Origin of the sequence: Amycolatopsis sp. Poz14 (genome assembly GCF_006704225.1) — a bacterium.
In the GTDB taxonomy this organism is placed as follows: domain Bacteria; phylum Actinomycetota; class Actinomycetes; order Mycobacteriales; family Pseudonocardiaceae; genus Amycolatopsis; species Amycolatopsis nivea.
This window is the reverse complement of the sequence record NZ_JACLHD010000001.1, coordinates 152,307-167,020: the sequence shown is the minus strand read 5'-3', so window position 1 is coordinate 167,020 and position 14,714 is coordinate 152,307. Positions and strand designations below refer to the sequence as shown.

At 70.1% G+C, this 14,714-nt stretch carries 15 protein-coding genes and 1 pseudogene; 10 read left to right on the top strand and 6 right to left on the bottom strand.

Translation table 11 applies throughout. The annotated features are described in order from the left end of the window. Positions 1–3: 3 nt before the first annotated feature. From FKO37_RS00885 to FKO37_RS00870, 4 genes and pseudogenes are all read right to left on the bottom strand, one after another. Positions 4–237 (bottom strand): annotated as a pseudogene (locus FKO37_RS00885) (maleylpyruvate isomerase N-terminal domain-containing protein); the annotation flags it as partial. Further along, complete coding sequence (locus FKO37_RS00880) at positions 134–931, bottom strand: DedA family protein (RefSeq protein ID WP_037807583.1); 798 nt, start codon at positions 929–931, stop codon at positions 134–136. The pseudogene FKO37_RS00885 and the gene FKO37_RS00880, both read right to left, overlap by 104 nt. Positions 932–1,000: 69 nt before the next feature. Next, complete coding sequence (locus FKO37_RS00875; RefSeq protein ID WP_134733629.1) at positions 1,001–1,801, bottom strand: class I SAM-dependent methyltransferase; 801 nt, start codon at positions 1,799–1,801, stop codon at positions 1,001–1,003. Beyond that, positions 1,780–2,280: a DUF2505 domain-containing protein gene (locus tag FKO37_RS00870; protein ID WP_037807589.1), complete on the bottom strand. Its 501-nt coding sequence runs from the start codon at positions 2,278–2,280 to the stop codon at positions 1,780–1,782. Before FKO37_RS00870 ends, FKO37_RS00875 begins: the two co-directional genes overlap by 22 nt. A 404-nt stretch (positions 2,281–2,684) precedes the next feature. On the opposite strand from FKO37_RS00870, the gene FKO37_RS00865 reads away from it, so the two are divergent. From FKO37_RS00865 to FKO37_RS00835, 7 genes are all read left to right on the top strand, one after another. Continuing rightward, positions 2,685–3,740, top strand: coding sequence for a UDP-N-acetylmuramate dehydrogenase (locus tag FKO37_RS00865; protein ID WP_238603472.1), 1,056 nt, complete (start codon positions 2,685–2,687; stop codon positions 3,738–3,740). Between the two features lie 174 nt (positions 3,741–3,914). Continuing rightward, complete coding sequence (locus FKO37_RS00860) at positions 3,915–5,102, top strand: Ig-like domain-containing protein (RefSeq protein WP_037818816.1); 1,188 nt, start codon at positions 3,915–3,917, stop codon at positions 5,100–5,102. 28 nt (positions 5,103–5,130) lie between these two features. Continuing rightward, the gene (locus FKO37_RS00855) at positions 5,131–5,952 is read left to right on the top strand and encodes an alpha/beta fold hydrolase (protein WP_238603471.1); all 822 of its coding nucleotides are present in this window, start codon (positions 5,131–5,133) and stop codon (positions 5,950–5,952) included. 13 nt (positions 5,953–5,965) lie between these two features. After that, positions 5,966–7,264, top strand: a complete 1,299-nt coding sequence (mshA, locus tag FKO37_RS00850; protein WP_051729643.1) for a D-inositol-3-phosphate glycosyltransferase — start codon at positions 5,966–5,968, stop codon at positions 7,262–7,264. Further along, positions 7,261–7,773, top strand: coding sequence for a YbjN domain-containing protein (locus FKO37_RS00845; protein WP_037818819.1), 513 nt, complete (start codon positions 7,261–7,263; stop codon positions 7,771–7,773). Before mshA ends, FKO37_RS00845 begins: the two co-directional genes overlap by 4 nt. A 66-nt stretch (positions 7,774–7,839) precedes the next feature. Beyond that, positions 7,840–8,670 (top strand): DUF4349 domain-containing protein, encoded by an 831-nt coding sequence (locus FKO37_RS00840; protein WP_037818820.1) that lies wholly within the window; start codon positions 7,840–7,842, stop codon positions 8,668–8,670. Between the two features lie 421 nt (positions 8,671–9,091). Further along, positions 9,092–9,841 carry a phosphoglyceromutase gene (locus FKO37_RS00835; RefSeq protein WP_037818901.1) on the top strand — a complete coding sequence of 250 codons (750 nt, stop codon included), beginning with the start codon at positions 9,092–9,094 and terminating at the stop codon, positions 9,839–9,841. Positions 9,842–9,940: 99 nt separating this feature from the next. Here FKO37_RS00835 and FKO37_RS00830 read toward each other — a convergent pair whose 3' ends face one another. Together FKO37_RS00830 and FKO37_RS00825 are read right to left on the bottom strand one after the other, a co-directional pair. Beyond that, entirely contained in the window at positions 9,941–10,846 is a 906-nt protein-coding gene (locus FKO37_RS00830; protein ID WP_238603470.1) for a hypothetical protein, read from the bottom strand. After that, positions 10,843–11,469 (bottom strand): response regulator transcription factor, encoded by a 627-nt coding sequence (locus FKO37_RS00825; protein WP_134733643.1) that lies wholly within the window; start codon positions 11,467–11,469, stop codon positions 10,843–10,845. Before FKO37_RS00825 ends, FKO37_RS00830 begins: the two co-directional genes overlap by 4 nt. 75 nt (positions 11,470–11,544) lie before the next feature. On the opposite strand from FKO37_RS00825, the gene FKO37_RS00820 reads away from it, so the two are divergent. The 3 genes from FKO37_RS00820 to FKO37_RS00810 all read left to right on the top strand — a co-directional run bounded on the left by FKO37_RS00820 (position 11,545) and on the right by FKO37_RS00810 (position 14,507). Continuing rightward, the gene (locus FKO37_RS00820; protein WP_238603469.1) at positions 11,545–12,432 is read left to right on the top strand and encodes an oxidoreductase; all 888 of its coding nucleotides are present in this window, start codon (positions 11,545–11,547) and stop codon (positions 12,430–12,432) included. Between the two features lie 150 nt (positions 12,433–12,582). Beyond that, positions 12,583–13,821 carry a cell wall metabolism sensor histidine kinase WalK gene (locus FKO37_RS00815; protein ID WP_037818823.1) on the top strand — a complete coding sequence of 413 codons (1,239 nt, stop codon included), beginning with the start codon at positions 12,583–12,585 and terminating at the stop codon, positions 13,819–13,821. Then, positions 13,818–14,507: a response regulator transcription factor gene (locus FKO37_RS00810; protein ID WP_009071942.1), complete on the top strand. Its 690-nt coding sequence runs from the start codon at positions 13,818–13,820 to the stop codon at positions 14,505–14,507. Before FKO37_RS00815 ends, FKO37_RS00810 begins: the two co-directional genes overlap by 4 nt. Positions 14,508–14,714: the final 207 nt, after the last annotated feature.

The following is a 14,714-nucleotide window of genomic DNA, read 5'->3' as shown; positions in this document are numbered from 1 at the left end:
GGTGATCGAGCCGCCGTGCGGGAACGGCGAGCGCAGCGGGGTGTCCGCCGGACGCCGCAGGGCTTCGCGGACGGCCATGCGTTCGCCGTCCCAGCGGCCGAGCGCGTCCTCCCAGGTGGTCGCGCGCTGCGGCTCAGCCTTCTGGTCGGTGATCGCAGCGACCGTGTACGAGAGCACCGTCGTCAGATGCGTCACCAGGTCCAGCACTGTCCACTCCGGACAGTTCCGGACCGGCGCGGCCGGACCCGCGGCGAGCGTCGCGGCCTTGATCCGGTCGGCGTGGATGTCGATCGCTTCCAGCAGCCGTGGCGCGTCCATGCACTGACCGTAGCCTGCGCACCCGGACCCGGCGGCCGAATTCGATGAGCACGACCAGCAGCAGCCCGAGCAGGAGCGACAGCAGCAGGCCGTACGCCGGACGGTCGGCGAACGCGGCCCCGCCGGCGAGCCCGATCAGCGCGCTGTACACCGACCACAGCGCCGCGCCCGCGGCGTCGAGCGGAACGAACCGGCGCAGGGGATAGCCGAGGCTTCCGTTGGCCAGCGCGCTCGCGACGCGGCCGCCGGGCAGGTAGCGCGCGGCGACGATCAGCAGCGGTGCTTGCCTGCGGACCTGGTCGCGGGCCCATTCGTAGCGTTGCCGCCCGGACGGTCCGCGCTGCAGCCAGGCGACGGCGCGCGGACCGGCGGCGCGGCCGACCGCGTAGCCGAGACAGTCGCCCGCCCACGCCCCGGCGGCGGACACGACGACCAGCAGCGCGAGCCTGCCCGGGTCCGGTCCGATCAGGACGGCGACGGTCACCACGGTCGTTTCGCTCGGCATGAACGGGAGCAGCGCGTCCAGGCCGGCGATCGCGAACACGAGCACCCACAGCCAGGGCGAGCCGAGCGTGCCCCGGATCAGCTCGGTGACGTGTTCCAGCAGTTCCACTCGCTCATCGTCAGCACTGAAGGTCACCAAGGGGTGACCCAGCGGGGTGCGGGTGGTGAACAGGTGGGTTCAGCGCGGCGCGACGCTGTCCCAGGACACGGTCAGCTCGCCGAGCCGGCGCCGGTCCGGATTGCCGATGACCGGCCAGCCGCGGTCGGCGAGCATGGCGACGGTGGTGGTCCAGCGGGCGCGAACGCCGAAGGAACGGTGCGGTGCCGCGGCCGCCCAGCATTCGTCCAAAGTGGACATCAGGGCGTGCACGCGTTCGCCGGGAACGTTGCGGTGGATGAGGATCTTCGGCAACCGTTCGGCCACTGTGGACGGACGGTCGAGTTCGGCAAGCCGCAGCGACAGGGTCAGCGTGCGCGGACCGTCCGCTCCGACCGCGACCCACGTGACCAGCCTGCCGATCTCGTCGCAGGTGCCTTCCACGAGCAGGCCCTCCGGCGGCATCGCGTCGAGCATCAGCTGCCACGCGCCCGGGACCTCGTCCTCGGCGTATTGGCGGAGCACGTTGAACGCGCGCACCAGAACCGGCCGCGTCCCGGCCAGCTCGAACCCGCCGCGCCGGAAGTCGAGCCGGGGCGGATCAGCAGCGGGAAGGGCGGCGGCGACGCGCTCCGGGTCGAGTTCGAGCCCGAGCACCCGGACGTCCGGCCGCACGCGCGCCAGCCAGCGAGCCAGTTCGACCGTCGTGACCGGCGACGCTCCGTAGCCGAGATCGACGACAAGGGGACTTTCGCCGCGCCGCAGCAGCCGCGTGACGCCCGGGTCGCTCGCGAGCCAGCGGTCGACCCGGCGCAACCGGTTGGGATTGGTGGTGCCCCTGGTCGGGGCTCCCACCGGGGTCAGGCGTGCTCGGCCAGCCACTGCGCGGTGAACTCGTCCTCGTGCCGCAGCAGGTTGACCACCTGCTCGGAGACGAACTCCTCGATCCGGCCGCCGAAGAGGGGGATGCGCACGACGACCTCGCCCGTGGTGCGGAGGAGGACCTTGCCGTCCTTCGGGCTGAGGTAGGTCGAGGCGCCGATCTCGCCGGGCACGCCGCCGACGCTGACGTCGGACCGGCCGGTGTACTCGTCGCCGGACCGCTTCCAGGTCTGCGTGCGGTTGACGATGATGTCGCCCTTGTGCAGGGCACGGACGGCTTGCGGGAGTTTGGCCGCTTTGATGCCGTGCTGGAGTTCGTAGCGGACGGAGTCGCCTTCGGCGGTGTAGGCGAGGAGTTTCGCGTCGTCGCCGCCTAGGGCGGCTAGGCGGGCTTGGAGGGCGTCCTTGCCTGCGACTGCGGTGAAGACGTTTTCGAGCGAGCCGGTGAATTCGCCGCGGTGCTCGATCCGGGATCCCATGTGACGGACAGTACCGGGAGGCCGCGGCTTCGCCGCGGAAAGAGGGTTGCGTGGGGCACCCCGAAGCCCAATTGTGCTGACGGTTCGGGGGTGCTTGTCAAGGCGGGAAAGATGCCTTGACAAGCACCCCCGAACCGCAGGGAGGCTTCGTATCGGGGTTGGGGGAGGGCTGGGTGCCTGGCTCGTTGGGTGCATCCCCTGCGGGGGAAGGGCAGAGTGCCTGGCTCGTTGGGTGCACCGGCTGCGGTTCGGGCGGGCGGCATCACGGGCGGCGTTGCGGCTGGCGGCTGCGGTTGGCGGTGGCGGGTCGTGAGGGGAACCCTGAGGGAATCAGAGTCAATGAGGGTGGCCCTCACGGATGGGTCGACGGGGGCGGGAGGGGCGGGGCAGTACCGTCAAGCTCTGTGGACATCGCTGAAACGCCTGGTCGGGCTTGCCTCGCCGACTTCACCACCCTCCGTCTCGGTGGGCCGGTTCGCCGGTTCGTCACTGCGACCACCGCCGCGGAACTCGTTGCCGCCGTTCGTGGCGCTGACGACGCAGGTGAGCCCGTCCTGCTGCTCGGTGGCGGGTCGAATCTCGTCGTCGGTGACGAAGGCTTCGACGGCACCCTCGTGCGGATCGCCAACACCGGGTGGACCCGTGATGGCGACATCGTCGAGGTGGCGGCCGGGCAGGAGTGGGACGCGTTCGTCGCTGCGCTCGTCGACGACGGCCTCGGTGGGCTCGAGTGTCTCTCCGGCATTCCGGGGTCGGTGGGGGCGACGCCGATCCAGAACGTCGGTGCGTATGGCGGCGAGGTGGCTGAGTCGATCGTCTCCGTCGAGTTGTACGACCGGGGCGCGAAGGAGGTGCGGACGGTCAAGGCTGACGAGCTCGGCTTCGCTTATCGCACCAGTGTGCTCAAGGGCACCGACCGGGGCGTGGTGCTGAGTGTGCGGTTCCGGGTCGATCCGAGTGGGCAGTCCGCGCCGATTCGGTACGCCGAGTTGGCGCGCACGCTGGGTGTCGAGATCGATGCGAAGGTCCCCGCCGCGCGGGCTCGGGAAGCGGTGCTTGGGCTGCGGCGCGGCAAGGGGATGGTGCTCGATCCGGTCGATCACGACACCTGGAGTGCGGGGTCGTTCTTCACCAATCCGATCGTTCCCGAGGAAGACGCGGCGGCGGTGCTGAGCCGGATCGCGGAGTCGGCTGAGGGGAAGATCCCGCAGTATCCGGCGAGCGGCGGGGTGAAGTTGTCCGCTGCGTGGCTGATCGAGCGGGCCGGGTTCGGCAAGGGGTACCCGGGGCCGGGGGGTCGGGTTTCGCTTTCTACCAAGCACACTCTCGCGCTTACCAACCGTGGTGGGGCCAGTACGGCGGATCTGCTCGCGCTGGCCCGCGAGGTCCGCGACGGGGTCGAGGCTCGGTTCGGGGTGCGGCTGTATCCGGAACCACTGCTGATCAACTGTTCGCTCTGAAGCATCCGGGGTAACCCGGGTGAGCAATCGACAGTAAACCGGCAGCAACCGGACACCGGGTGAAACGTCTTGCGGGGTGAAGAGGAATTTCCGGTTCGCAGGTAACGTCGAATCGCTCACCGGCGCTGTTCTGCGTGGGAGAAGCCGGTGCGGGGGACAAGTGGAGGTAAGACCGTGATCGAGCGCCGTACGGTGTTCAAGGCCGTTCTCGCGACCGGCGCGGCGGCGCTGGCCGCCGCGTGCTCGGGCGGCAGCAACGACGGCACCGCGGTGCCGCAGGGCGGGAGCGGCGACAACGGCGGCAAGCCGGTCGCCCCGGTGGCGAAGCTCACCGCGACCCCGGCCGTCGGGGCCAAGGACGCGAGCGTGCGCGAGCCGGTGGTGGTGAAGGTCACCGAAGGCAAGCTGACCGAGGTCAAGCTCACCAACGAGGGCGGCGACGAGATAAAGGGCGAGATCGCGCCCGACGGCCTGTCCTGGACCAGTTCCGAACCGCTCGGCTACGGCAAGACCTACAACTACGCGGCCAAGGCGACCGGCAGCGACCAGCGGCCCGCCGAGCTCAAGGGGTCCTTCGCCACGGTCAGCCCGGCCAAGACGGTGCGCGCCACGCTGAACCCGGGCGACGACGCCGAGGTCGGCGTCGCGATGCCGATCAGCGTGAAGTTCAACGGGGCCGCCCCGAAGGACCGCGCCGCCGTCGAGAAGGCGCTCAAGGTCAAGACCAGCAAGGACGTCGAGGGCTCGTGGGCCTGGCTGTCGGCTAACCAGGTGGACTGGCGGCCCAAGGAGTACTGGCCCGCCAACACGACCGTCGAGGTCGAGGCGAACCTGTACGGCGTCGACCTCGGCGGGGGCGTCTACGTGAAATCGGACGTCAGCACCAAGTTCAAGATCGGCCGCAACCAGGTCGTGAAGATCCACACCCCGGACCATGTGATGAAGGTCTACCGCGGCGGTGCGGAGAGCGCGAGCTACCCGTGCTCCAACGGGCTCGACTCGGACGTCCAGCGCAACACCCCGAACGGCACCTTCATCATCATGTCGAAGGAGCCGCACGCGGTCTTCGACAACGCCCGCTACGGCTACACCAACGTCAACAAGAAGTGGGCCTGCCGGTTCTCCAACCACGGCGAGTTCATCCACGAGAACCAGGACAACGCGGCCGCGATCGGCAAGACGAACAACTCGCACGGCTGCGTCAACCTGCTCGAGGCGGACGCCAAGGCCTACTTCGACACGGCGATGATCGGCGACCCGGTCGAGGTCACCGGTTCGCGGCTGGGCAGCCCGACCAACTCCGACGTCAAGGACTGGTTCTACGACTGGTCGACGTGGAAGTCGCTCTCGGCCGCGAAGTGATCCACTAGCCGTCTGCTAACAAGTAGAAGTGAACACTGAGGTAACCGGGGCAGGCGGCGTGCGGATCGCACTGCGCGTCGAAGGCCCGGAGAACGCGCGTCCGATCGTCTTCGTGCACGGCTGGGCCCAGTCCGCCGCGGCCTGGTCCGCTCAGCTGGCCGATCCGGCGCTGAGCGGGCAATTCCGGCTCGTCGCGATGGACCTGCGCGGGCACGGCGGCTCCGACGTGCCCGACAGCGGTTACGACGATCCCGCGCAGTGGGCGGGCGACCTCGCCGCGGTGCTCGACTTCGCCGGCCCGGACGCGATCGTCGTCGGCTGGTCCTACGGCGGGCTGGTGATCGCCGACTACCTCCGCGAGCACGGCACCGCACGGCTCGGCGGCATCGTGCTGGTGGGCGCGATCACCGAGATCGGCCGCAAGCGCGAAGGCGGCGCGACCGGGCCGATCATGCGGGCCGCGCTGCCCGCCGCGCTCTCGGACGACGCCGAGGTGGCGATCCCCGCGCTGGTCGAGTTCACCCGGGCCCAGGCCACTCCAAAGGTGCCTGGCGCGTACGCGCAGGCGATGCTCGGCAGTTCGCTTTCGGTGCCGCCTGCGGTGCGCGGCGCGCTGTTCCGGCGGGACATCGGCAGTGGTGACGTGCTTGCCGCGGTCGACAAGCCGGCGCTCGTGGTGCACGGTTCGGCCGACGGTGTGGTGGATCCTTCGGCGGCAGAGTATTCGGCCGGGAAGATTCCGGGGGCGGTCCTGCGTTGGTTCGTTGAGGCCGGGCATCTGCCGTTCGTCGAGGAGCCGGAGGACTTCAACTCCGTGCTGCGGCGGTTCGCCGGGGACGCAGCCGAGTAGCAGGAGTGACCAGGTGACCCTCAAGGGATTCATCGCTGAGCCGCGCCGGATCGCGGTCTTGTCCGTGCACACCTCCCCGCTCGAGCAGCCGGGCACCGGCGACGCCGGGGGGATGAACGTGTACGTCAGCCAGACCGCGCAGGAGATGGCGCGGCGCGGCATCGAGGTCGAGGTCTTCACGAGGGCGACCTCGTCGGAGCAGCCGCCGCTGGCCGAGCTGGCTCCCGGCGTCACGGTGCGGCACGTGCCGGCCGGGCCGTTCGAGCCGCTGGCGCGCGACGAGCTGCCCGCGCAGCTGTGCGCGTTCACCTCGGGCGTGCTGCGCGCGGAGGCGTTTCACGAGCCGGGCTACTACGACCTGATCCACTCGCACTACTGGCTGTCCGGACAGGTCGGCTGGCTCGCCCGCGACCGGTGGGGCGTGCCGCTCGTGCACACCGCGCACACGCTGGCGAAGGTCAAGAACGCGTTGCTCGCCGAGGGGGACAAGCCCGAGCCGCGGACGCGAGTGATGGGCGAGGAGCAGGTCGTCGCGGAGGCGGACTGCCTTGTCGCGAACACGCAGGTCGAGGCGCGGCAGCTGGTCGATCTCTACGGGGCCGCCACGCACGCGGTGCACGCCGTACCGCCGGGCGTCGACCTCGAGCGGTTCACGCCCGGCTCGCAGCTGGACGCGCGGCGCGAGTTGAACCTGTCGCCGGACGCTGTGGTGCTCGCCTTCGCCGGACGGATTCAGCCGCTCAAGGCTCCGGACGTCCTGTTGCACGCGGCGGCGGAAATGCTGCGGCAGCGGCCGGAATTGGCGTCGCGGCTGGTGGTTTTGGTCGTCGGCGGACCGTCCGGGACCGGGTTGGAGCAGCCGCAGGCGTTGCGGGAACTGGCGGTGTCGCTGGGCATTGCCGAGCAGGTGCGGTTCCTGCCGCCGCAGACTGGACTGAAGCTGCGCACGGTGTTCCGCGCGGCCGACGTCGTCGCGGTGCCGAGCTACAACGAATCCTTCGGTTTGGTCGCGCTCGAAGCACAGGCGTGCGGTACGCCGGTGGTGGCGGCGGAGGTCGGCGGGCTGCCGGTCGCGGTGCCGCACGGGGTTTCCGGGCTGCTGGTCCCGTCGCACGGCGCGGCGGAATGGGCCGACGCGCTCGCCGCGGTCGCGCTGCGGCCGGACCGGCGGGCCGAACTGGCGGCCAACGCGGTGCGGCACGCGCAGCGGTTTTCCTGGCGGCGCACCACGGATTCGCTGCTGGACATCTATGCTCAAGCGACCAGAGCGTTCCGGCAGGCGCTGGAACTGCGGGCGGAGGTGGCAGTGTGAGCCTTGACGCGACTATCAAGTCCACTTTGGACTCAAGTGGGCTCAACTACGACCGTCGCGGCGAAGGCCGTTATTTCGTGACGTTGCCGGGAACCAAGAAGCTGCAGACCAACTGCTGGCTCGTGGACGGCGACCACGCGTTCTCGGTGGAGGCGTTCGTGTGCCGCCGTCCGGACGAGCGGCACGAGGACGTGTACCGGTTCCTGTTGCAGCGCAACGCCCGGCTCTACGGCGTGCACTACACAGTGGACAGTCTCGGCGACATCTACCTGGTCGGCCGCTTCGGCAAGGAGACGGTGACCGAGTCCGAACTGGACAAGATCCTCGGTCAGGTGCTCGAGGCCGCCGACGGCGATTTCAACATCCTGCTGGAAATCGGGTTCGCCACCTCCATCAAGCGCGAATGGGACTGGCGGGTTTCGCGCGGCGAATCGCTGGCGAACCTCGAGGCGTTCAAACACCTCGCCGAACCCGCCGGAGGGCACGAACCGGGGTTGACCGAGTCGTAACCGATTCCGTGCAACGGGTCCGCCCGGTCGCTTCGTCTCACCGCCAACGACTGGAGGGAGACGGGAATGCGGACTCGATGGAGATACGTGCTCGCGGGAGCCGCGGTGCTGCTGCTGGCCGGATGCAGCGGCGGCACCAGCGCGGATTCGGCGAGGTCGGCTGTCGCGCCCGCGCAGCGGCAGGAGCAGGGGGCGGCGCCGAAGCAGGGCAACGCGCAGGCGTCGGTGCCCGAGCCGGGCGCGACTGATCGCAAGCTGGCGCGCAGCGCACGGCTGGAACTGACCACCCCGAAGACCGACGACGTCGTGTCCCGCGCCAAGGCGATCGCGACCGGCGCGGGAGGCTACGCCGGGCAGGAGAGCGCGACGGACGATTCCGCGTCGCTGACCTTGTCCGTGCCCGCGGAGAAACTCGACGGCGTGCTGGAGCAACTGGGCGGGCTCGGCCAGATGAAGCGGCGGGAAATCAGCGCGCAGGACGTGACCTCGCAGGTGGTCGACGTGGACGCGCGGCTGGCGACCCAGCGGGCGAGCGTCGAGCGGATCCGCGCGCTGCTGGCGAAGGCGCAGTCGGTGTCCGAGATCGCGTCCGTCGAGAGCGAGCTGACCAGCAGGCAGGCCACGCTGGAGTCGCTGGAGCGGCAGCAGGCGTCGCTGGCCGGGAAGGTCGCGATGGCGACCGTGTCGCTGTCGGTGACGAAGCAGGCGGCCGCGGCGGCGGAGGAGACGGGCGGCTTCCTCGCCGGGCTGTCCGGGGGATGGGACGCGTTCGTCGTCTTCTGCAGCGGGCTCGTGCGCGTGCTCGGAGTTTTGCTGCCGTTCTTGATCGCGTTCGGGATCCCGGCGGGCGCGGTGTTCTGGTGGCTGCGGCGGCGGAAGGCCAGGCCCGCGGAGTGAGGGGCTGGCGGAACGGCTCGAGGGAGGGGGGAGTCGCGATCTCGAGCCGTCCCGCTGCAGGTCCCGCCTTGCTGGACCCGGTGACGAGGGGGATGCCAACGGGGCCGGCGGGCCGCGGCTCGGCAGGGGGGAGACGAGCCGCGGTCACTGCCCGTGATCAGCCGGGAGTGCGTGGAATCCGGCTGAGCGGGACATGCCCAACCTGTCAGATGTCGACCAGTAATCACAAGACTACTGGTTACTCCGTTCGAGTGAACTTTGCTGACGGGGATAACAGTGTGCAGCGCCTTGCACTCTTTGGCCTGCTTGTCGGCAACCCGGCTGCGCGTCGGGTGAAGGCGTTACTCCCGGGTAACGCACTCTGGGTAGAGGGGTGGACGCACTACTGGCGGCGCGGACCCGTTCTGGCAGGCTGATGGCCATGGCCGAACTTGGGACCCTGGTGCTGCTGCGGCACGGGCAGAGCACGTGGAACGCGGAAAACCTGTTCACCGGCTGGGTGGACGTGCCCCTTTCGGAGACCGGCGAGCGCGAAGCGCGCCAGGGCGGGCAGCTGCTCGCCGAGGCGGGGCTGCTGCCGGACGTGGTGCACACGTCGCTGCTGCGCCGGGCGATCAGCACGGCGAACATCGCCCTCGACGCCGCCGACCGGCACTGGATCCCGGTCAAGCGCGACTGGCGGCTCAACGAGCGGCACTACGGCGCGCTGCAGGGCAAGAACAAGAAGCAGACGCTGGACGAGTTCGGCGAGGAGCAGTTCATGCTCTGGCGCCGCTCGTACGACACGCCGCCGCCCGCCATCGACCCGAAGGACGAGTTCAGCCAGTCCGGCGACGCGCGGTACGCCGACCTCGGCGACCAGGCCCCGCTGACGGAATGCCTGAAGGACGTCGTGGCCCGGCTGCTGCCGTACTGGGAGTCGGCGATCGTCCCCGACCTCAAGGCCGGCCGCACGGTGCTGGTGGCCGCGCACGGCAACTCGCTGCGCGCGCTGGTCAAGCACCTTGACGGGATCTCCGACGACGCCATCGCCGCGCTGAACATCCCGACCGGCATCCCGCTGCGCTACGACCTGACCGCGGACCTCAAGCCGGTCAAGGCGGGCGGCGAGTACCTGGACCCGGAGGCGGCGAAGGAAGCCGCCGCCGCGGTCGCGAACCAGGGGCGTTGAGCCCTTCCGCTGCTGGCCTGCTCGTGAGTGGCGTTGCCGGTGAGAACCGGACTTGCCGCTCACGAGCACGGCGCGGCGGGGGCCGCTTCTAGCCGCCGCTCACGAGCCCTCGCCGGATAGCGCCCGGATCCCGGACACCTTCCACTCGGTGCCCTGCCGGACGAGGTCGAGGTGGACCGGCAGCCGGTTTTCTCCGGGGTTCTGGCCGCCGCTCGTCGTCACCAACGCCGACAGCACCGCCGACGCCTTGGTGCCGTCCTGGCTGAGTTCGGTCAGCGCGGCGGTTGAATCCGCGCCGAAGGCCGCCTTCTTCCCGGTCTTGCGGATGCTGTCCACGGTTTCCTGACGGCTCTGCCGGAACTGCGACAGCAGCGGGTCGGCGGCCACCTTTTCCCACTTCGCGTAGCTGCCGTCGATGTCCTTCGGGTCGATGGTCATCAGGATCCCGCCCTCCCGGACGGCCGCGTCGACTGCGGCGTCCCGGGTCGTAGCGAGGCCGTCCGCGGGGCTGGGCGCGGCGGTGAGCTTTCCGCGCGGATCGAAGTTCAGATCCTGCAGCTGCCAGTGCCCGTTCGCCTTGCCCGCGGTGACCAGGATGAGCGCGACGCCCTGATTTTTGGCTCCGTCGGGGCGTTTGCTGTGCTGCGCGGCCACCACCAGCATCCGCGCGTGGTCCGGGGTCAGCTCGGCCAGACCGGTTTCGAGCACCTGCGTCTGCGTGGTGACCGGCTCGGTGCGGACCTCGGCGAAGGTCTTGTCGAACTGCGCGCGGGCCCCGCCGGTCAGGTATTCCTGCTCGGTTTTCGCGACCTCGTCCGGCTTCGTGGAGTCGTAACTGAACGCCGTCTCCATGGCCTTTTTGACGCCGGACACCGCGTCGCTGGTCGCTTTGGCGTCCACATAGGCCACATTCGCCGGTTCGGGAGCGGGCGCGGGCGACGCGGGTTGCTGGGACGCGGAGCATCCGGCGGTGAGCAAGGCCGCGGCGAGAACGGCGCGCCTCACAGCAGGCCCGCCTCCCTCGCGAGAGCGCCTGCTTGGAACCGCGACGTCGCACCCAGGACATCCATCAATTCGGCCACCCGCCGACGGTACGTCCGCAGCCCGACGCCCATCGCCCGGGCCGCCTTCTCGTCGGTGGAACCGGAAGACAGCAGGTCCAGCAGCTGCGGCGTGTACTGCCGCAGCTCGGCGAACCGCGTTTCGTACGCCTCCATCGCGGTCGACGAGCGCCAGGCGGCCTCGAACAGCGACGAGATGCCCCGCACCAGATCCGGGGCGGTCACGACGTTGTAGCCGGGGCCGGCGGCGAGGATCGCGACGCGGCCGTCGAGCAGGATCGTCTCGTTGATCTCGTGGTCGCTGATCCGGACTTCCGCGCCGAGCCGCTGCAGCATCCGCAGGTGCTCGGCTCCCGCCGGGTCGAGCATGACTCGCGACAGGTAGACCTTGCGAACCCGCAGCTTCCGCTCTTTCGGCAGCTCCTGGGCGAATTTCTGCATCGCGGACCAGGTGTGCAGGTCGTTCGCGGCGCAGGCGAACTCGTCGGCTCCGGCGAGCAGGTGTCCGGCGCGCTCGACCAGTTCTCGCTCGTCGCGGATGCTCGCGACTTCCTCGGCTCGGGGCACGTCGTCCAGTGTTCCCGCGTTGGCAGCTTGCTGCCAAACCCGCCGCGGCGGCCGGCCGCGAAGCACGCTGGAGACATGACCGAAACGACTCTTCCCGCCGCCGCCGCGGGCACCTGGCAGCTCGGCTCCCGCACCGTCAACCGGCTCGGCTTCGGTTCGATGCGGCTCGGCGGTTCGCTCGATCCGAACGCACCGGTCGACGCCGACCGCGCGATTTCGGTGCTGCGCCGGGCCGTGGAACTGGGCGTGAACCACATCGACACCGCGGCGTTCTACTTCGGAGCCACCTGGTCGGCCAACGCGTTGATCAAGGCCGCGCTCGCCCCGTACGGCGACGACCTCGTGCTGACCACCAAGGTCGGCCCGTCGCGCGACGAATCCGGCCAGTTCCGGCCGTTCGCCCGCCCCGACGAACTGCGCGGCCAGGTCGAGCAGAACCTGCGCGAACTCGGCCGCGAGCGCATCGACGTCGTCAACCTGCGCATCGGCACCGGCCTCGACCGCGGCACCGGTTCCCTCGCCGAGCACTTCGGCGCGCTGGCCGAACTGCGCGCCGAGGGGCTGATCGGCGAGCTGGGGATTTCCAACGTCAGCGCCGAACACCTCGCCGAGGCACAGGCGATCGCGCCGGTGGTGTGCGTGCAGAACCAGTACGGCCTGTCCGCCCGCCGCGAGGACGACGAACTGCTGCGGCTGTGCGGCGAACAGGGCGTGGCGTTCGTGCCGTTCTTCGCGGTCGCGAGCGGACAGTCCGACGCGGGCGAGCGGGTCGCTGAGGTCGCGCGGCGGCACGACGCGACGGACGCTCAGGTGCGGCTGGCGTGGACGCTCGCGCAGGGCCCGCACGTGCTGGCGATCCCCGGCACGGGTGACCCGGCACACCTGGAGCAGAACGTCGCCGCGGCGGCGCTCGAACTGACCGACGAGGACCTCAAAACCCTCGAGGACCATTCAGCACGCTGAACACCGAGCGCGTCGATTTGGCCGGAAGATCTCGATCGGGTGAACGGGGCCTGACCCCGAGGCGAATATGTACCCCTCAGGTGTCACTCGCCTCACGACAGGGCTTCCAGGACTAGGCCGGAAGGCTACCGGGATGCTTACGATTCCCCCGTGACCACGCCTGTTGTCCTGCTGACGGCCATCGGCGCTCTTGTCGTCGGCGCGGTCGCCGGTTTCCTCGCGGCCAGGGTGCGAGCCCGGCGCGAGGCGGCCCGGCCCCTCGGCCCGACCGTCGCCGAACTCCTCGAACGGCTGATCCGCTCGTCCAACAACGGCGTCATCGTGCTCAACCGGTTCGGCGACCTCGTGCTGCACAACCCGCGGGCGTACGAACTCGGCCTGGTGCGCGTCAACCAGGCGGATCCGCGGGCGCGCAAGGCCGCCGAGCAGGTGGTCGAGACCGACGAGCCGATGGAGGTCGACCTCTCGCCGCTGGAGAGCCGCGGCCGCCGCCAGCCGGAGGCGGTGCTCGGCGAGGTCCGGCCGCTCGGCGACGGGTTCACCGTCGTCGAGGCCGTCGACCACTCCGAGGCGATCCGGCTGGAGGCGGTCCGCCGCGATTTCGTCGCGAACGTCAGCCACGAGCTCAAGACCCCGGTCGGCGCGATCGCGCTGCTCACCGAGGCCGTGCTGGACGCCGCCGAGGACGTGGAGGAGGTCCGCCGCTTCGGCGGCAAGATCCTGCGCGAGTCCACCCGGCTCGGCCAGCTCGTCACCGAACTCATCGCGCTGTCCCGCCTCCAGGGCGCCGAACGGCTGCCGGACCTCAACGTGGTCGAGGTCGACGCCGTCGTGCGCGAGGCGCTCGGGCGCACCACGTTGTCCGCGGAATCCGCCGACATCACCATCACCACCGACACCCCGAGCGGCCTGCTCATCGAGGGCGACCGGACGCTGCTGGTCACCGCATTGTCGAACCTGCTGGAGAACGCCGTCGCGTACTCGTCGGCGGGCAGCCCGGTGTCGATCTCGCGCCGGCTCGCCGACGGCATGGTCGAGATCGCGGTGACCGACCGCGGCATCGGCATCGCCGAGGACGAGCAGCAGCGCGTGTTCGAACGCTTCTACCGGGCGGACAAAGCCCGTTCGCGCGCCACCGGCGGCACCGGCCTCGGGCTGGCGATCGTGAAACACGTCGCGGCCAACCACGGCGGTTCGGTCGGCCTGTGGAGCCGTCCCGGCACCGGGTCGACGTTCACCCTGCGCATCCCGGCGCACGTGCGCACCGAACCCGCCGACACCGCACGCAAGGCCGCGCCCGCGCGGCCGGACAAGACCCCCGAGCGGACACCCCGGCTCGTGGCAACCGGGCAGGAAGTCTCCAGCCCAGACCATGGAGGAAACCTGTGACGAGGGTTCTCATAGTCGAGGACGAAGAGTCCTTCGCCGACCCGCTCGCCTTCCTGCTGCGCAAGGAGGGTTTCACCGCGGCGGTCGCGGTGACCGGCCAGCAGGCGCTGGAAGAGTTCGACCGCAACGGCGCGGACATCGTGCTGCTCGACCTGATGCTGCCCGGGATGAGCGGCACCGACGTGTGCAAGCAGCTGCGGCAGCGCTCCGCGGTGCCGGTGATCATGGTGACCGCGCGCGACAGCGAGATCGACAAGGTCGTCGGGCTGGAACTCGGCGCCGACGACTACGTGACCAAGCCGTACTCCGCGCGCGAGCTGATCGCGCGGGTGCGCGCGGTGCTGCGCCGCGGCGGCGAGCCGGGCAGCGACGGCGAACTCGCGCCGCTGGTGCTGTCGGCCGGACCGGTGCGGATGGACGTCGAACGGCACGTGGTGACCGTGGACGGCGGCGAGGTTTCGTTGCCGCTCAAGGAGTTCGACCTGCTGGAGTACCTGCTGCGCAACGTCGGCCGGGTGCTCACCCGCGGCCAGTTGATCGACCGGGTGTGGGGCGCGGACTACGTCGGCGACACCAAGACGCTCGACGTCCACGTGAAGCGGCTCCGCTCGAAGATCGAGCCGGACCCGGGTTCGCCGCGGCACCTGGTGACCGTGCGCGGGCTCGGCTACAAGTTCGAGACCTGAGCGGTCTCCCGGCGGAACGCGGGGTCCGCCGGGACAACCGGTCCGTGAAGGGCTCCTTGCGCGAATCTGATTCCCGCAAGGAGTCCTTCACGGCTTTTGTCCGGGTTTCTGCGCACACCGTGCCGGATCGCGCACGCTGAGTCGATGTTGATCCGAGTGGAGTTGGTTACAGTTTCGAGACCTGGCGCTGGGACCGGTACGCTGAAT

Coding starts and splice junctions, on each gene's coding strand:
- FKO37_RS00835 (WP_037818901.1), top strand. CDS start 9,092: ATGGCCGAACTTGGGACCCTGGTGCTGCTGCGGCACGGGCAGAGCACG.
- FKO37_RS00820 (WP_238603469.1), top strand. CDS start 11,545: ATGACCGAAACGACTCTTCCCGCCGCCGCCGCGGGCACCTGGCAGCTC.
- FKO37_RS00840 (WP_037818820.1), top strand. CDS start 7,840: ATGCGGACTCGATGGAGATACGTGCTCGCGGGAGCCGCGGTGCTGCTG.
- FKO37_RS00870 (WP_037807589.1), bottom strand. CDS start 2,280: ATGGGATCCCGGATCGAGCACCGCGGCGAATTCACCGGCTCGCTCGAA.